The sequence below is a fragment of the Streptomyces sp. NPDC048291 genome (genome assembly GCF_043201715.1).
GTDB lineage: Bacteria > Actinomycetota > Actinomycetes > Streptomycetales > Streptomycetaceae > Streptomyces.
The window spans coordinates 87,954-103,116 of record NZ_JBICZC010000003.1 but is presented as its reverse complement, the minus strand read 5'-3'; the positions used below and the strand labels follow the sequence as shown (position 1 = coordinate 103,116).

The following is a 15,163-nucleotide window of genomic DNA, read 5'->3' as shown; positions in this document are numbered from 1 at the left end:
CGCGAAGGTACACCCTTTCTGCGCAGGGCTTTTCCTACGCTTGGCTGGCGCTTCGACCTCCATCACGATCTACCGTCTGCCTGTCGGGCGAAGGAGAGCAAAACTATGAAGGCAGTGCGTTTCCACCAGTACGGCGACCCCGACGTTCTGCGTCATGAGGATGTGGAGCAACCGGTTCCAGGTGCCGGGCAGGTGCTGGTCCGTGTCGCTGCGACGTCGTTCAACCCGGTCGACGCCAACATCCGCGCCGGTTTCATGCGGGGGCCGATCCCCGTGACGCTGCCGCACACGCCCGGCATCGACGTCGCCGGCACGGTCGACGCGCTCGGCGAGGGCGTGACCGGCATCCAGGTCGGGGACCAGGTCGTCGGCTTCCTGCCGATGGCGGGACCCGGTGCCGCCGCGGAGTATGTCCTGGCACCGGCCGAGGCCCTGACGCCGGCGCCCAAGAGCGTTGCGCTGTCCGACGCGGCCGCGCTGCCGCTGGTGGGACTGACCGCGTGGCAGGCGCTGTTCGAGCACGCCAAGCTGACCGCCGGGCAGCGCGTGCTCGTCAACGGCGCGGGCGGAGCGGTCGGCGGCTACGCCGTGCAGCTGGCCGAGCACGCCGGCGCCTTCGTGATCGCCACAGCCGGTCCGCGCAGCAGCCGGCGCGTCACGGCGGCGGGTGCGCACGAGGTCATCGACCACACGACCGCCGACGTCGTCGCGGCGGTGAGCCGGCCGGTCGACGTCGTGCTCAACCTCGCGCCGGTCGAACCGGCACAACTGGACGCGTTCCTCGGCCTGATCCGCCCCGGCGGTGTGCTGGTGAACACCACTGTGTGGATGCCCGCGCCCGGCGACGAGGAGCGCGGCGTACGCGGCATCGACCTTTTTGTCCGCAGCGACGCGGGGCAGTTGTCGCATCTGGTGGAGTTGATCGACGGCGGCGAGCTGCGCGTCGAAGTCGCACGGCGGGTGCCGCTGGCCGAGCTGCCGGCCCTGCACGCCGACGCCGCCGCGGGCGCACTGCCCGGCGGCAAGGTCGTCGTCACGCCCGGCGCCTGACGCCCACCTGACCGACCTGTGAAGGAGACAACCACGATGATCCCCGACGACGATCCGTCGCGCTCGCTGACCGTGGCGAACCCCGACCACCCCGGCACGACGTACGTCTCACTGGTCGGCAACACCTACGCCATGCTGGTCACGGGCGAGCAGACCAACGGCCGATACTGCCTGATCGACATGCGCGTGCCCGACGGCGGAGGACCGCCGCCGCACCGCCACGACTTCGAGGAGATGTTCACCATCCTCGAAGGCGAGATCGAGTTCACCTTCCGTGGCGAAAAGCACACCGTGCAGGCCGGGTCCACGATCAACATCCCGGCCAACGCGCCGCACAACTTCCGCAACGCCTCGGGCGCACCGGCCCGCATGCTGTGCATGTGCACCCCCGCGGGCCAGGACGAGTACTTCATGCGCATCGGCGATGTCGTCGCGGGCAAGAATGCGCCGCCGCCGAAGCTGTCGGAAGACGAGCTCGCGCAACGCCGCCGCCTCGCGGCCGAGTTGGCCTCGACCTACCGAAGCGAGTTCCTGTAGCGCGCAGGCCCGGCAAGCACGGCACTTGCCCTGACCTCGGAGATCGTCAAGCACACCGACGACACGACAGGGTTCGTGGCGCTCCCCGGACGCTGGGTGGCAGAGCGCACGTTCGCATCCAGCTCGATCTCCGCAGCTCCCAGCGCCTCGGCCAACCGCGCGGCTTCCTCCCGCAGGCCCTCCACCCGCGCCCGGGCAGCCGCATCCCGCTCCTCCGGCATTCCCGGCACCGACGCTCGCGCTGGCCGGGCGGGCCGGAGCTCGGCTGGCTGCCCAGCTGGGCTTCGGCGCGGGACGGATGACCTTGTTACGCAGGGTCATGGCCTAGCCCGATCCGCAGTTCAGTACACCGCGTGTGCTGGTCGTGGACGACTTCGCGATCCGTCGCGGCCAGACCTGCTCCACCGTCTTGACCAGCGTCGAAGGCCGTCACGTGGTCGATGTGCTCCCGACCCGTGAAGCCGGGCCGCTGGCCGCCTGTGCAGAGGGTGCCCGGCGCGGTGCCCCCGACGCTCCGCAGGTCGCCGACCGGTTCCATCTGTGGCGGCCCAAGGCCGTCCGTGCAGAGCAGTGGTGGCCACGATGGCAGTATCCGGTCCTGAAGGTCCGCGGTGTCTCCGCGCGGACTCGTGCAGCCATCCGTCAGGTCGAAGACGAGGAGATGTGGCCCAACGCGGTCGCGCATGCGCTCTCTCGCTTCGAGTGGGCTTTCAGACAACCTGGGCGATATCCGAACGCATCTGAAGTCTGTTCGCCCGGGATAGAGGTGGAAGACGCCGGTGACGATCTGGAGCAGGCAATGCTGCACCTTCCTTCCGGAGCCAGACGGGACTTGGGGCGACTGATCACGCGCATCGATGAGGAATTCGATTGCCGCGCTTTGCCGGTGCCACCCCGCAATCGAACAATACCGTCACCTTCCGCAATCGCTCCCCGCTGCCCCGGAGATACCGAGGCGGTCATGGTGGAGCTCAGCCGCGCCGGCTCGTCCGCACTGGATACAGCGTAGGGAGCACGAAGGCGAACGGCGCATCGTCTCGCGGGCGCAAGGGAAAATCCCGGTACCTAATGTTGCGCTGTCGGAAGGGCCGATTCGGGCGGGGCTGTGGACACGTCCCGGACTTGAGGACACCGTGTCACAGCACGCGAGAGATATCGGGTGTCTCCACTCTTGCGCCTGCTTCGATGAGCCGAAGAAAGCTGCCGAATATGTGCCGAGCCGCAGATTCCGTGTTCCCGACCATGCGTGACGCCGCAGAAACCGGTCCTGGGTCGTTTCAGACGGCCAGCCGCAGGACGGTGCTGGCGGGACTCGCCGCCTCCACCGCCGCGACCGTGGCCCAGTGGAGCGGTGCCCGGACCGCGGCCGCGGCCTCGTCGCCATCGGCGTCCCGGTCTGGCGCGCCACTGTCCCTGACCCTGCTGGGTACCAACGGCGGTCCGCCGCCGCTGGCCACCCGGTACGGCATCTCCTCCGCCCTGGTCGTCAACGGCAGGACGTACGTGGTCGACTGCGGCCGCGGAGCGGTCAGCCAGTACCTGCGGGCGGGGCTGTCAATGCCGTCGCTCACCGGCATCTTCCTGACCCATCTGCACTCGGACCACATCGTGGACTACTTCGCCTTCCCGCTGCTCTCCGCCGGCGCTGCGGGCGCCGCCGGCTTTACCACCCCCGTCAACGTCTACGGGCCGGGTCCGGCGGGCATCGACTCGACCGTGGCCGTCGCTCCCGGTCCGATTCCGGGCACCGCGGAAATGACGGAGCTGGCGGCGCGGGCGTACGCCGCGTCGCCCACCTTTTTCATGAAGGAGCACACCGGGGCGGACCCCATGACACTGCTGCGTGTCCACGACGTACTGCCACCGTCGGGCAGCCTCGCGTCAGCGAGCGACACGGCTCCGGACATGACCCCCTTCACCGTCATGGAGGACGACGACGTCAAGGTCACGGCTGTGCTGGTGGCGCACGGTGCGGTGTTCCCGGCCTACGCCTACCGGTTCGACACGGAACACGGCAGCGTCGTCTTCTCCGGAGACACGGCGCCCACCCCGAACCTGGTCCGGCTGGCCCGGCACGCGGACGTCCTGGTCCACGAGGCCCTCTACCCTGCCGCCCTGGCGGGACTTGGGCTCCCGCAAGCCCTGATCGACCACATCCTGGCGACCCACACGGACGTCGCCGACCTCGGCAGGATCGCGGCGGAGGCCGATGTGACCACGCTGGTCGCCACGCACCTCGGCCCCGGCGACCCACAAGTGGTGCCGGACGCGACCTGGCGTCGGCTGCTCAAGGAGAGCGCACGGCGAAGCGGTTTCACCGGCTCGACGGTCCTCGGCAAGGACCTGCTGACCCTTCCCGTCAGAGGGTGAATCGACCGCGACAAGATCATCACACCGCCAGGCGTCGCGAGAAGAGAATCGAATACCCCAGGCCGAGGCGATCCGGTTACGTAGAGTTGGTGGTCAGCCGCAGAGGAGAGGGAGTCGACCGACATGGTCCGTTCTGGCCGGGTGACGTTGACCGATGTGGCCAAGGCATCCGGCGTGTCGCGGGCGACGGTGAGTTTCGTGCTGAACGACGACCCGCGGCAGACCATCTCCACCGCCACCCGCGAACGGGTCATGGCGGCCGCCCACGAGCTCGGATACGTCCCGCACGGGATCGCCCGGGCCTTGCGTGAGGGGGCGTCGCGCATCGTCGTGCTCAGCGTCGACCACGGTCTTGAGGGCAACTTCTCCCGGAGCTACATCCTGGGCCTGGACGAGGAACTGGCCGAACACGACCACGTGCTGCTCGTACGGCACGGGCGCGCGGCGCCGGAGAACCTGCAGAAGGTTCTCGACGCCATCGCCCCGCGGGCGGTCCTGCGGCTCGGTGAGGCCTACATGCACGGTCACGAGCCCGACGACTCGGACTGGGAGCACGGGTTCGCCTTCAACGCCGGCCTTCAGATCGGTTACCTCGCCGACCATGGGCACAGCCACATCGCCATGGCCATGCCGGACTACGACTTCCCGCTGACCGAGGCCCGTCTCGGATACGCCCGGGAGGCCGCCCGGCGTCTGGGGCTCCCGCCCCTGGAGCGATTCGTCGTGCCGCGACCGCGAGAGGCCGGCAGGTCCGCCGTGGCGGAGGCGCTGGCGGCACATCCGGACGTGACCGCTCTCGCCGCGTTCGACGACGACATCGCGCTGCGCAGTCTCACGGCCCTGCGCGATCTCGGACGGCGGGTGCCCGACGACGTGGCGGTGATCGGCTTCGACGAGACGGAGCATGGCTCCTTGTCCACTCCCGCACTCACCACCGTTCATGTCGACGCGAAAGTCCTCGGGCGGATCGCGGCACGAGAGGCCCTCGGCCTGGACACCGCGGGCCTGGCCCCGGTACCCGGCCGGATCGTGGTGCGCGAGTCGGCATGACGACCCGCGGCCACCGGCCCGGGATTCGGCCGAACCGGTTCTGAAGACCGGATGCCGTCGAGGGCGGCCCGGGCGGCGCATTTGGTGACGCGCTCGATGCTCTGTCGGAGCGCTGGTCAGGTCGCCGGTGCCGAGGTCGCGGTCGTGGCCGGTCTTCCGTTCGAGGCGATGGAGAGCAGCCGCTCGGCCTTCAACTCGGTCTCGTGCCATTCCCGTTCGGGATCCGAGTCCCAGGTGATCCCGGCGCCCGCACCGAAGTTGAGCCGTCCCAGCTCGTGATCGAGCCAGAACGTGCGGATGCCGACGGCGAGTTCGCCCCTGCGCCGATCGGCGTCGACCCAGCCGATGCCGCCGCAGTACGGACCCCTGGGTGCCGTTTCCAGCGCGGCGATGATGTCGAGAGCGCTCTTCTTGGGCGCGCCGGTCACGGACCCGGGTGGGAAGGCGGCCGCGAACAGGTCCGCCCAGCCCGCGTCGTCCCGGAGCTCCCCGCGGACGGTCGACACCAGGTGGACCAGCCCCGGATGGCGTTCCACGGCACACAGGTCCGGGACGGACACGGTACCCGTGGCGCAGACCCGGCCGAGGTCGTTGCGGACCAGGTCCACGATCATCACGTTCTCCGCGTGGTCCTTGGGCAGCAGGTCCGCGGTGCTGCGCCCGGTGCCCTTGACGGGGCCCGACTCCACGATCCGGCCGGTCCGGCGGAGGAAGAGCTCCGGTGATGCCGTGACCACGTCCGGCCCGTGCCCGGGCAGCCTGACCAGGCCCGCGTACGGCGCCCTGTGCCGGCCCGCCAGCAGGTCGGCCAGCGCCTCGGCGTCGGCGTCCGGCCCGAGCGGGGCGGACAGTATCCGGCACAGGTTGGCCTGGTACACCTCACCGGCCGCGATGTGTTCACGGATGCGTCGCACCCCCGCGGTGTAGGCACCGTGATCCAGCGACGTGACCCACTGGTCAGGACGGGGGCCCGACCAGCGGGCGGCACGGCCGGCACGGGCCGGCAGCGCGCGCACGTCCCGGAAGCGGGCACAGGTCGGCCGCCCTTCGAAGTCGGCCACCACGGCCCAGAATCCCCGGGAGTCGAGTGCCGCGGCGTCATGGGTGACGTCCATGAGGCCGGTGGCGACCCGGCCCCCGAACCGTGCCAGGGGCGGAAGAGCTGTCATGGCGTACGACTCCTCGGCGTTCGGGGAGGTGTCCGGACTCCGGGCCGGCCGCACCGGGCGCCGGCCGGATCGTGCGTCACGCCGGCACGGTCGCCTGTTCGGCGCCCCACTCGGCCGCGTGCAGGGTGTTGACCATGAGCATCGCGATGGTCATGGGACCGACCCCGCCCGGTACGGGGGTGATGCGCCCGGCGATGCCGTCGAGTTCGGCGGCGCGGACGTCTCCGGTGAGGCCGGTCGGGGTGCGATGGATACCGACGTCGACGACGGTGGCGCCGGGCATGATGTGCTCGGGGCCGATCAGTCCCCGTACTCCCGTCGCGACCACGACGATGTCGGCGGGCCGGGTGACGGCGGCCAGGTCGGTGGTGTGTTCGTGGGCGACGGTCACGGTGGCGCCCCGGCGCAGCAGGAGCTGGGTCAGCGGGCGTCCGACCAGTTCGCCCCAGCCGACCACGGCGACGCGTGCGCCCTGCAGCGGAACGCTCTCGGCGTCGAGGAGTTCGATGACGCCGCTGGGGGTGCAGGGGCGCAGTCCGCGCTCGTCGCGGGCGAGGAGTCCCGCGCTGGCGGTGGTGAGCCCGTCGACGTCCTTGGTGACCGGGATGCGGTCGATCAGGGCGGCCGCGTCCAGATGGGCGGGCAGCGGCAGTTGGAGCAGGATCCCGGAGACACCGGGGTCGTGGGCCAGTTCGTCGATGACGGCGGCCACGCCGTCCTGGGAGGCGTCGCCGGGCAGGTGCCGGTGGAACTCGCCCATGCCGGCCTCGCGGGCGGCGCGCCGTTTGGCAGCGACGTATACGGCGCTGGCCGGGTCGTCGCCGACGAGGATCGTGGCGAGGCCGGGCACCTGCCCGGTGCGGAAGGTCTCGGCGATCCGGTGGGCGACCCCGTCCCGGATCCGCCGGGCGATCTTCGAACCGTCGATGGTGCTGGTCATGGTGGCGAACCTCCTTCTGCTGGTGCGGAACCGCTCGGCGCGCAGGGCCCCGCCCGGGCCCTGCGGGCACAGCCGTGGCCCGGGCGCGTCTCCCGTACTGGGCGGTTCTCGTGCCGGAACGGGAGGGGCCGCTAGGCGAAGACGATGGTGTGGTTGCCGTCGCGGATCACCCGGTCCTCGGCGTGCCAGAGCACGGCGCGGGAGAGGACCGCGCGTTCCACGTCGGCGCCGCGCCGGGTGAGGTCGGCGGCGGTGTGGGCGTGGGTGACGCGGACGACGTCCTGCTCGATGATCGGGCCCTCGTCGAGGTCCTCGGTGACGTAGTGGGCGGTGGCCCCGACCAGCTTCACGCCCCGTTGCCTGGCCTTGGCGTACGGTCCGGCGCCGATGAAGGCCGGCAGGAAGGAGTGGTGGATGTTGATGATCGGCACTCCCGCCTTCTCGATGAAGTCGCCGGAGAGGATCTGCATGTAGCGGGCCAGGATGACGAAGTCGACGTTGTCCTTGAGCAGGCGCAGGTGTTCCGCCTCGGCCGCCGACTTGTCCGCGCCCTGGCAGGGGACGTGGAAGAAGGGGATCCCGAACGAGCGGACCTCCTCGGCCAGATCGGGATGGTTGGAGATCACCATGGGGATGCTGACCGGGAGTTGGCCCTGCCGGTGGCGCCAGAGCAGGTCGAGCAGGCAGTGGTCGGACCTGGACGCGAAGATCGCGACGCGCTTGGGCGCCGACATGTCGCGCAGGGTGCAGCGCAGCCCGAACCTGTCCGCCAGGTGCGCGTCGAGGTCGGAGCGCAGCGCGGGCAGGACGGCCTGGAGGCCGGGGAGGGTGAAGACGGTGCGTTGGAAGAAGGCGCCGCCCTGCGGGTTGTCGGAGTACTGGTCGAGGGAGACGATATTTGCGCCGTGCTCGCTCAGCACCGAGGTCACCGCGGCGACGATGCCGGTGGCGTCGGCGCCCTGGACGATCAGCGACGCCTGAGGGTCCGCCTCCCGGCTCTTCTTGGCATCGCCGGCGGGCCCGGTCTGCGTGATCGTCATGCGAGAGCTTCCTTCCTGAACCGGTTGATCCATTCGGAGGTGGCCTTGAGCCCGCCGAACGTGTAGAAGTGGATCTTCACCTCGCCGTGGCGGGCCGGGTCGTAACCCTCCGCCAGGGCGTGCAGGAACCTGTCGGGGCCCGCGGTGCCCATCAGGTTGGTGAGCGAGAGACCGTACTTCTTGGCGATGGAGGCGCTGGTGCCGACGCCGAACCGGGCGGCGTAGCCCATCAGGCGCCGGACGCCGGCCGGGCCGGGGACGCCGATGCGGACCGGGAGGGCGATGCCCTCGGCGCGGACCCGCTCGATCCAGGTGAGGACGGGGTCGACGTCGAAGCCGAACTGGGTGATGACGCTGCCGTCCAGGCCCTGTGCGGCGAGCGCGGCGTCCTTGTCGCGCAGGACGGACCACAGGACGTCGCCGGGTATGGCGGGGTGGCCCTCCGGGTAGCCGCCGATGCCGACGTGCCGGACGCCGTACTCCTGGAGCAGGCCGGACTCGATCAGGGAGAGGGAGTCCTCGTAGGGGCCCTCGGGGCGGGCCGGGTCACCGCCGACGGCGAAGACGTTGTCGCAGGTGCCGTCGGTGCGCAGGCCCGTCAGGAACTGCTCGAAGTCGGCGCGGGAGCCCAGCCGCCGGGCGGAGAAGTGGGGCACCGGCACGAATCCGAGCCGCTTGACCGTGCGGGCCGCGTCGAGTCGCATCCGCAGGTCCTCGTTGCCGAGGAAGGTGACGTTGATGCGGGTGCCCTGGGGGATGGTGTCGCGGGCCTCCTCCAGTTTGGGGACGTCCTTGCCGGTCATCTCCAGGGAGAAGTCCTCCAGCAGTGATGTACTCACCGCCGCCGAGGTCGAGTTGACGGGGGTCATCATGCTCCTTGTCGAACATTTGACGCCGATTTTCGGACACCAGGGGGTGAACGGACGCGTCCGGGAGACCTCGCCCCGGCCGCGCCGGCCGGGCTTTGCGAAGTCCCGGACGCTCCCGCCGGGTTCGGTGTGATCAGGCGTTGCGGCGGTACAGGGTGCGGGCGTGCTGGTTGAACGGGCTCGGGTGGACCGTGCCGCGGATCCGCGGGAAGCCGAGGTCGGCGTCGGGGTCGGTGCCGGCACCGGGGTGCTCACCCCAGGCGATGCTCACCCGGCTGCCGGGCGCGGCGTGCGAGGCCTCGATCAGGGTCTGCGCCAGCACGGTGCCGACCGGGTCGATCGACGCGGACTGCATGGTCACGCCCACCAGGTCGCCCGCTCCGTTCTCCACCCGGTGCCGGGCGTAGCTGAGCACGAAACCGGGGTCGGCGCCGTCACCGAGGACCCGGCGCACATCGCCCTCGTCCAGCATCACGGTGACCTTCTGGCGCAGTTCCCGGTCCTTCGCCTTCAGCAGGGCGTCCCGGCCCAGGAAGTCGTGGCCGAAGTGGATCATCTTCCCGTAGCCGAGCTCGTACGGGGAGACGTAGTGGTTCTCGATGTCGGGCGAGTAGCAGCTGCCGCTCAGCGGGCGCTGGCCCTCGATGCCGTACAGGGGCAGCCACTTGCGGTAGTCCGCGAGCTCCGGGTCGCTGTAGATGCCGGGTACGGGGGAGGGGATCCAGCCGCTCTCCACGCTGGGCGTCGCGTAGGCCAGCGCGCCGACCTGGATCAGGCCGAGCGGCTCGCCGGCCTTGAGGAACGCCTCATGGACGTAGGCGGCGTGCTCCCAGGGTCCGATGAACTCGAACCCGGCCTGGCCGGCCATGCCGTGGCGCAGAGCCCTGAAGGTACGGCCGTCCAGGGTGACCGGGGTGGAGTGGAAGAACTTGGTCTCGGGGAGCAGGCCGCCGAAGACGCGTTCGATGAGTTCCACGGCCAGCGGGCCCTGGATCTGGTAGCGGAACAGCTTCGGGTCGCCGCCGCCGGGGCGGAAGGCGCTGGAGGCGTCGGTCTCGAAGACAACGTCGTAACCGCCCTGCTCCGCGTGGAACTGCACCCAGTGCTGCGCCGCCGGGATGCCGCTGAGCAGGTACCTGTTCTCGGCCTCGCGGGCCAGGATCCCGTCGGTGACGATATGGCCGCTGCGGGTGACCGGTACGTACTGCTTGGCCTGGCCGATCGCGAACCTCTCGAAGTTGTTGGCGCCGTGATCGGCCAGCACCCGGGTGGCGTCCGGGCCCTCGATCCACATGTCGTACATGTGGTGCGAGAGGTTCAGCAGGGCGACGCCCTCGTGCCACGCCGCCTGCTCCTGCCGCCAGCCCGTGTACTCGCGGGCGACGACCTCGGGCGTCCACGGCTCGGCACCGGGCTTCCACAACAGCCCGACGGGCGAACCGGCCTTGTCGATGCCGTCCTGGAGGCTGGGGATGGTCATGCGGCTCCTTCCGGCCACCCGCTTGGCTTAATCGATTTAGTCACGGCGTCCTGCCGCACTGGAATCGGTTCGGGGTGGGTTTGCTGGGGCGATCTGACGGAAACGGCCCGTGGGTCGATTGATCTTTGATCGAAATGATCCAGGGCTGACATGTGCGGGTAACTTAATCGATCTAGCGGGAAGTTAGCAGCAGGGTTCTCGGCTTGGCGAGGTCTGTGCGGCGCACGCTTTAGTTGCGTACGGCGAACGGTGCGGGGTGTGGTGCATCGGGCTGGCTGCCGGACCAGGCGGCGGCCATGCGGACCGCGTCGAGGCTGGCAGGAACGTCGTGAACGCGCACGCACGCGGCCCCGGCGGTGGCGGCGAGGGCCGACACGGCGGCCGTGGCCGCGTCCCGCATTCCCGGTGGTGGTGGCTCGCCGCTGCCGTAGGCGCCGAGGGCGGCACCGATGAACCGCTTCCGGGACGCGCCCACCAGGACCGGGAAGCCGAGGGCGCAGAGTGCCGGCAGCCTTGTCAGCAGTTCCCAGTCATGGGCCGGTCGCTTGGCGAAACCGAGCCCCGGGTCGAGCGCAATCCGCTCCGGGGCGATCCCGGCCGCAGTCAACTTCTCGACGCGGCACAGTAGTTCGGCCGTCACTTCGGCCACGACATCCTGGTACACCGCGTGCCGGTCCATGTCCCGGCTCGGCGCGCGCCAGTGCATGGCGACGTACGGCACGCCGGCAACGGCGACGGTGGCCGCCATGTCCGGGTCGGCGAGGCCGCCGCTGACGTCGTTGACCAGACAGGCGCCGGCCTCGACGGCCGCCCGGGCGACCGTCGCGTGCATGGTGTCGACGCTGACCCGCACTTCCGCGCGCGCCAACCCCCGCACCACGGGCACGACCCGGGCCAGCTCCTCCGCCACGGGCACGGGCCGGGCGCCGGGACGGGTCGACTCCCCGCCGACATCGACGAGGTCGGCGCCCTCCTCGGCCATCGCGATCCCCCGCCGGACCGCCTGGCGAACGTCCGTGTGGTGCCCTCCGTCGGAGAAGGAGTCCGGCGTCACGTTGAGGATGCCCATCACCAGGCACCGGTTCCGCCGGGACGCCCCGCCGAAGGGAGGTGCGGCGGCGGACGACGACTTCGTGGGGATTGCGGTCATGACGAGGTGACCTCCTCGGGCCGCGGGGCGCCGAGCGCGCGCCCTGGACAACGGGGTCGATGGTGCGGTGACATCACAGGCTCGCGCTCAATCGTTCTAGCCCGATGCGTCACCGATCGTAGGGTCGTTCACCGCGCACGGGCCGAAAACTCACCTTGCGTGCGACGACGGCTCCGGATACCGAGGGGGCCACGCAGGAGGGGTTTCGGCCCGAAGCCGGGCCGCCTCCCATGGCCCCACCGGCTCCCACACGGTGACGGCCAGTCATCGGTCCTGGTGAGGCTCCTACAATGTGGGCGCGTCGGCGATGGCAGCAGGTCGGCGATCGCAACCGTATGGGAGGAGGGGGATGAGCGCTTCCCGAAGGGTCACGCTCAATGACGTCGCGGCGGCCAGCGGAGTGTCCCGCGCCACCGTCAGCTTCGTCCTCAACGACGATCCTCGTCAGACGATCTCGGCCGCCACCCGGGACCGGGTGAGGCAGGCCGCGCGCGACCTCGGCTACGTACCCCACGGCGTGGCCCGGGCCCTGCGCGAGGGGGCCTCTCGCGTGGTGATCCTCACCATCGATTCCAGCATGGAAGGCAACTACTCCCGCAGCTACGTCCAGGGGCTCGACGACGAACTCGCCGCCCATGGTCATGTTCTGCTCGTCCGTCACGGCCGGGATACGCCGAGTGCCACCCAGAGGGTGCTGGACGCCATCGTGCCCCGCGCTGTCATCCACTTCGGCGAGTCCTATCTCACGGGCCATGAACTGGAGGACCAAGGGCGTGGCTGGCAGGACGGACTGGCGGCGCACTGCGCCCTGCAGATCAGGCACCTGGCCGAACGCGGTCACACGCACATGGCCCTGGCCCTTCCGGCCGACGGGTCACCCCTGGGTGCGGCCCGCCTGCGCTTCACCGGCCAGGCGGCACGGGAACTGGGGATTCCCGTCCCGGGTTCGTTCGTCGTCCCCGAGAGCCGGTCGGCCTGCGACGGCGCCGTGGCGACTCTTCTCGCAGGCACGCCCGAGGTCACGGCCATCGCCGGTTTCAACGACGATGTCGCCCTGCGTGTCCTGGCTTCCCTGCGCGAACTCGGCCGCAGTGTGCCGGGTGACCTCGCCGTCATAGGTTTCGACGACACCGAGTACGGCGAACTCGCCGCTCCCTCGCTCACCACGGTGCACATCGACGCGGAGGCCCACGGGCGTCTCGGCGCACGAATCGCCCTGGGGCTCGACACCGCCGGCCTGCGGCCCGTACCGGCGAGGATCATCGTGCGCCAGTCGGTCTGACCGAGGCGCGTCCGCGAGGGACGTGCGGCCGTGTCGGGAGCTCCCGGAGAGGGGGCGGGCGAGGACCAGTCAGGGCGACCGGTGTCGGCAACATTGTGTGTGGAGACCGTGCGCTCGGCCGTCCTCCAGGAACGGTGGCGTCCGGGTACAGTCCACGCCACCGCAGGCAGGCGACTCGGCCATGGAGCCCCGGTCCCGCTCGTCGAGGGCAGCGCGACGGTGTGCCCTCGCAGCGATGTCCGGGAGCGGTCCGCGGACCTCGCGGGCCCCGGGACGGACAAGCCGCGCACGGCGGATGCCCCGCTCGGGGCCGTACGGTCGCCCGCCACAGACCCACGGCCCTGCTGATTCCGGACCCCCGACGCCCACCCCGGCCCTGCCCACCCGTGCGTTCGCGCGGCCACGGAGACGAGAAACCGATGACTGACCTGGCAACGGCCCTGAACGGGCACGCGGACACCCGCTTCGACGGCCACCGCGCCGAGCTTGCCGTCCGCGAACTCCTCATCGCGGTGGGCGAGGACCCGGACCGGGAGGGGCTGCGCGACACCCCGGCCCGGGTGGCGCGGGCGTACCACGAACTCCTGGTGGGCCTGCGCCAGTCGCCTGAGGAGGTCCTGACCACGACCTTCGACCTGGGCCACGACGAAATGGTGCTGGTCAAGGACATCGACATCGTGAGCGTATGCGAACATCACCTCCTGCCGTTCCGCGGTGTGGCCCATGTCGGCTACATCCCGGCGGCCAGCGGGAAGATCACGGGGCTGTCCAAGCTCGCCCGCCTGGTAGACGTCTTCGCCCGCCGCCCCCAGGTGCAGGAACGCCTCACCACCCAGATCGCCGACGCGCTGACCCGCATCCTGGAGGCGCAGGGTGCCATCGTGGTCGTCGAGGCCGAACACATGTGCATGTCAGCCCGGGGCATACGCAAGCCCGGCGCGCGAACGACCACATCCGCCGTACGGGGACAACTGCGCGACCCCGCGACCCGCGCCGAGGCGATGAGCCTCATCCTGTCCCGCTGAACCGTGTGATGCTCCACGAGACCGGCCGTCGCCAAGGGGGATTGTCTCTGTTACGTTACTAGAACGATTAAGTAGTGTCCCGTCGAGCGCTGTCCCGTAAGGGATCCGACAGAGCCGCACCCGCTCATCACCCCACACCCGACCCGGCGGCGGAGGGATGCCGGCGCCCGGGCCGACGGGAGGAACTTCATGGACCGCATGCTTCTGATGCGCAGTTTCGTCGCCGTGGCGCAGGTCGGCAGCTTCAGCCGGGCCGCCAAGAATCTCAGCTCCTCGGGATCGCTGGTGTCGCGCCATGTGGCGGAGCTGGAGCGGCAGATCGGCGTCCGTCTCGTCAACAGAACCGCCCGTTCCGTCAGCCTCACCGAGACCGGACTGCGCTACGCCGAGTTCGCCACCCGCATCCTCAAGGAGATCGAGGCGGAGGACGCGAACATCGCCGGTATCCACGACCGCGCGGAAGGGCACCTCGGGGTGGTCGCTCCCAAGTGGATCGGCAGCCTCGACCTGGGGGACGCGATCGCCGCCTTCTCCGCCGCGCATCCCAAGATCTCCGTACGCTTCGAACTGGGCGGACTGTCCGACCGTACCTACGACTTCCTGGACAGCGGCTTCGACGTCGCGCTGCACACCCGGGACCTGCGTGACTCCAGCGTGCACCTGAAGAAGATCACGTCACTGCCCTTCGTCCTGTGTGCAGCGCCGGGGTACCTCGCGGCGCGGGGGGTTGTCACCCACCCCAACGATCTGGCGTCGCACGACTGCCTCGTGCACAGCAACGAGCCGGTGTGGCGGTTCGGCCGCGGGCACACCTCCACGCTGCACAAGATCCGCAACGTCGCCTACACCTCCAACTCCTACCTCGCGCTGCAGAAGGCGGCGGTGCACGGACGCGGCGTCGCCCTGCTCCCCGTACGGTCGGCGCACGAGGACCTGCTGGCGGGCCGGTTGCGCATCGTGCTGCCCGGCCACGGTGTTCCCGAGCGGCCGCTGTACGCGGTCTACGGCCCGGGGCGGCTCACTCCCCGGAAGATCTCCGTCTTCCTCGACTACCTGGCCCGCTGGTACAAGGAGCATCCCGCACCCGTGCCGGCGGCCGAGGACGCGCCGCCCGGGTTCTGACCCCGCGCTGCCGCCGCGGCGCCGTCTGCCCGCGGACCGGGCCCGAGGTGCCGGCCGGCGAAGGTGCGGCACCGCATGG

At 70.4% G+C, this 15,163-nt stretch carries 14 protein-coding genes; 8 read left to right on the top strand and 6 right to left on the bottom strand.

The window, feature by feature from the left end; translation table 11 throughout:
* The first annotated feature begins 105 nt into the window (after positions 1–105).
* The 5 genes from ACGF5O_RS08105 (at position 106) to ACGF5O_RS08085 (ending at position 5,007) form a co-directional block, all read left to right on the top strand.
* Positions 106–1,050, top strand: a complete 945-nt coding sequence (locus tag ACGF5O_RS08105; protein WP_393809076.1) for an NADP-dependent oxidoreductase — start codon at positions 106–108, stop codon at positions 1,048–1,050.
* A 36-nt stretch (positions 1,051–1,086) separates the two neighbouring features.
* On the top strand, positions 1,087–1,587 hold the full coding sequence (locus ACGF5O_RS08100) for a cupin domain-containing protein (protein ID WP_393809075.1): 501 nt from the start codon (positions 1,087–1,089) through the stop codon (positions 1,585–1,587).
* A gap of 355 nt (positions 1,588–1,942) precedes the next feature.
* A complete protein-coding gene (locus ACGF5O_RS08095; protein WP_393809074.1) occupies positions 1,943–2,596 on the top strand; it encodes a hypothetical protein in 654 nt (217 codons plus the stop codon).
* A 233-nt stretch (positions 2,597–2,829) separates the two neighbouring features.
* Entirely contained in the window at positions 2,830–3,957 is a 1,128-nt protein-coding gene (locus ACGF5O_RS08090; protein WP_393809073.1) for an MBL fold metallo-hydrolase, read from the top strand.
* Between the two features lie 123 nt (positions 3,958–4,080).
* Positions 4,081–5,007, top strand: coding sequence for a LacI family DNA-binding transcriptional regulator (locus ACGF5O_RS08085; protein ID WP_393809072.1), 927 nt, complete (start codon positions 4,081–4,083; stop codon positions 5,005–5,007).
* A 116-nt stretch (positions 5,008–5,123) separates the two neighbouring features.
* Here the strand turns inward: ACGF5O_RS08085 and ACGF5O_RS08080 are convergent, their stop codons facing one another.
* From ACGF5O_RS08080 to folP, 6 genes are all read right to left on the bottom strand, one after another.
* Positions 5,124–6,176, bottom strand: coding sequence for a chorismate-binding protein (locus tag ACGF5O_RS08080; RefSeq protein WP_393809071.1), 1,053 nt, complete (start codon positions 6,174–6,176; stop codon positions 5,124–5,126).
* 76 nt (positions 6,177–6,252) lie between these two features.
* Positions 6,253–7,116 carry a bifunctional 5,10-methylenetetrahydrofolate dehydrogenase/5,10-methenyltetrahydrofolate cyclohydrolase gene (locus tag ACGF5O_RS08075; protein ID WP_393809070.1) on the bottom strand — a complete coding sequence of 288 codons (864 nt, stop codon included), beginning with the start codon at positions 7,114–7,116 and terminating at the stop codon, positions 6,253–6,255.
* 131 nt (positions 7,117–7,247) lie between these two features.
* Positions 7,248–8,156 (bottom strand): formyltetrahydrofolate deformylase, encoded by a 909-nt coding sequence (gene purU, locus ACGF5O_RS08070; RefSeq protein ID WP_393809069.1) that lies wholly within the window; start codon positions 8,154–8,156, stop codon positions 7,248–7,250.
* A complete protein-coding gene (locus tag ACGF5O_RS08065) occupies positions 8,153–9,025 on the bottom strand; it encodes a methylenetetrahydrofolate reductase (RefSeq protein WP_393809557.1) in 873 nt (290 codons plus the stop codon). The genes purU and ACGF5O_RS08065 overlap by 4 nt, the downstream gene beginning before the upstream one ends.
* A gap of 133 nt (positions 9,026–9,158) precedes the next feature.
* The gene (locus ACGF5O_RS08060) at positions 9,159–10,505 is read right to left on the bottom strand and encodes an aminomethyl transferase family protein (protein ID WP_393809068.1); all 1,347 of its coding nucleotides are present in this window, start codon (positions 10,503–10,505) and stop codon (positions 9,159–9,161) included.
* A 229-nt stretch (positions 10,506–10,734) separates the two neighbouring features.
* Positions 10,735–11,655 carry a dihydropteroate synthase gene (gene folP / locus ACGF5O_RS08055; RefSeq protein WP_393809067.1) on the bottom strand — a complete coding sequence of 307 codons (921 nt, stop codon included), beginning with the start codon at positions 11,653–11,655 and terminating at the stop codon, positions 10,735–10,737.
* A gap of 349 nt (positions 11,656–12,004) precedes the next feature.
* Here folP and ACGF5O_RS08050 point away from each other — a divergent pair, with 349 nt between their 5' ends.
* The 3 genes from ACGF5O_RS08050 to ACGF5O_RS08040 all read left to right on the top strand — a co-directional run bounded on the left by ACGF5O_RS08050 (position 12,005) and on the right by ACGF5O_RS08040 (position 15,084).
* Entirely contained in the window at positions 12,005–12,937 is a 933-nt protein-coding gene (locus tag ACGF5O_RS08050; RefSeq protein ID WP_393809066.1) for a LacI family DNA-binding transcriptional regulator, read from the top strand.
* Positions 12,938–13,356: 419 nt separating this feature from the next.
* Positions 13,357–13,962, top strand: coding sequence for a GTP cyclohydrolase I FolE (folE, locus tag ACGF5O_RS08045; RefSeq protein ID WP_393809065.1), 606 nt, complete (start codon positions 13,357–13,359; stop codon positions 13,960–13,962).
* A 189-nt stretch (positions 13,963–14,151) separates the two neighbouring features.
* Entirely contained in the window at positions 14,152–15,084 is a 933-nt protein-coding gene (locus ACGF5O_RS08040) for a LysR family transcriptional regulator (protein ID WP_393809064.1), read from the top strand.
* Positions 15,085–15,163 lie beyond the last annotated feature (79 nt).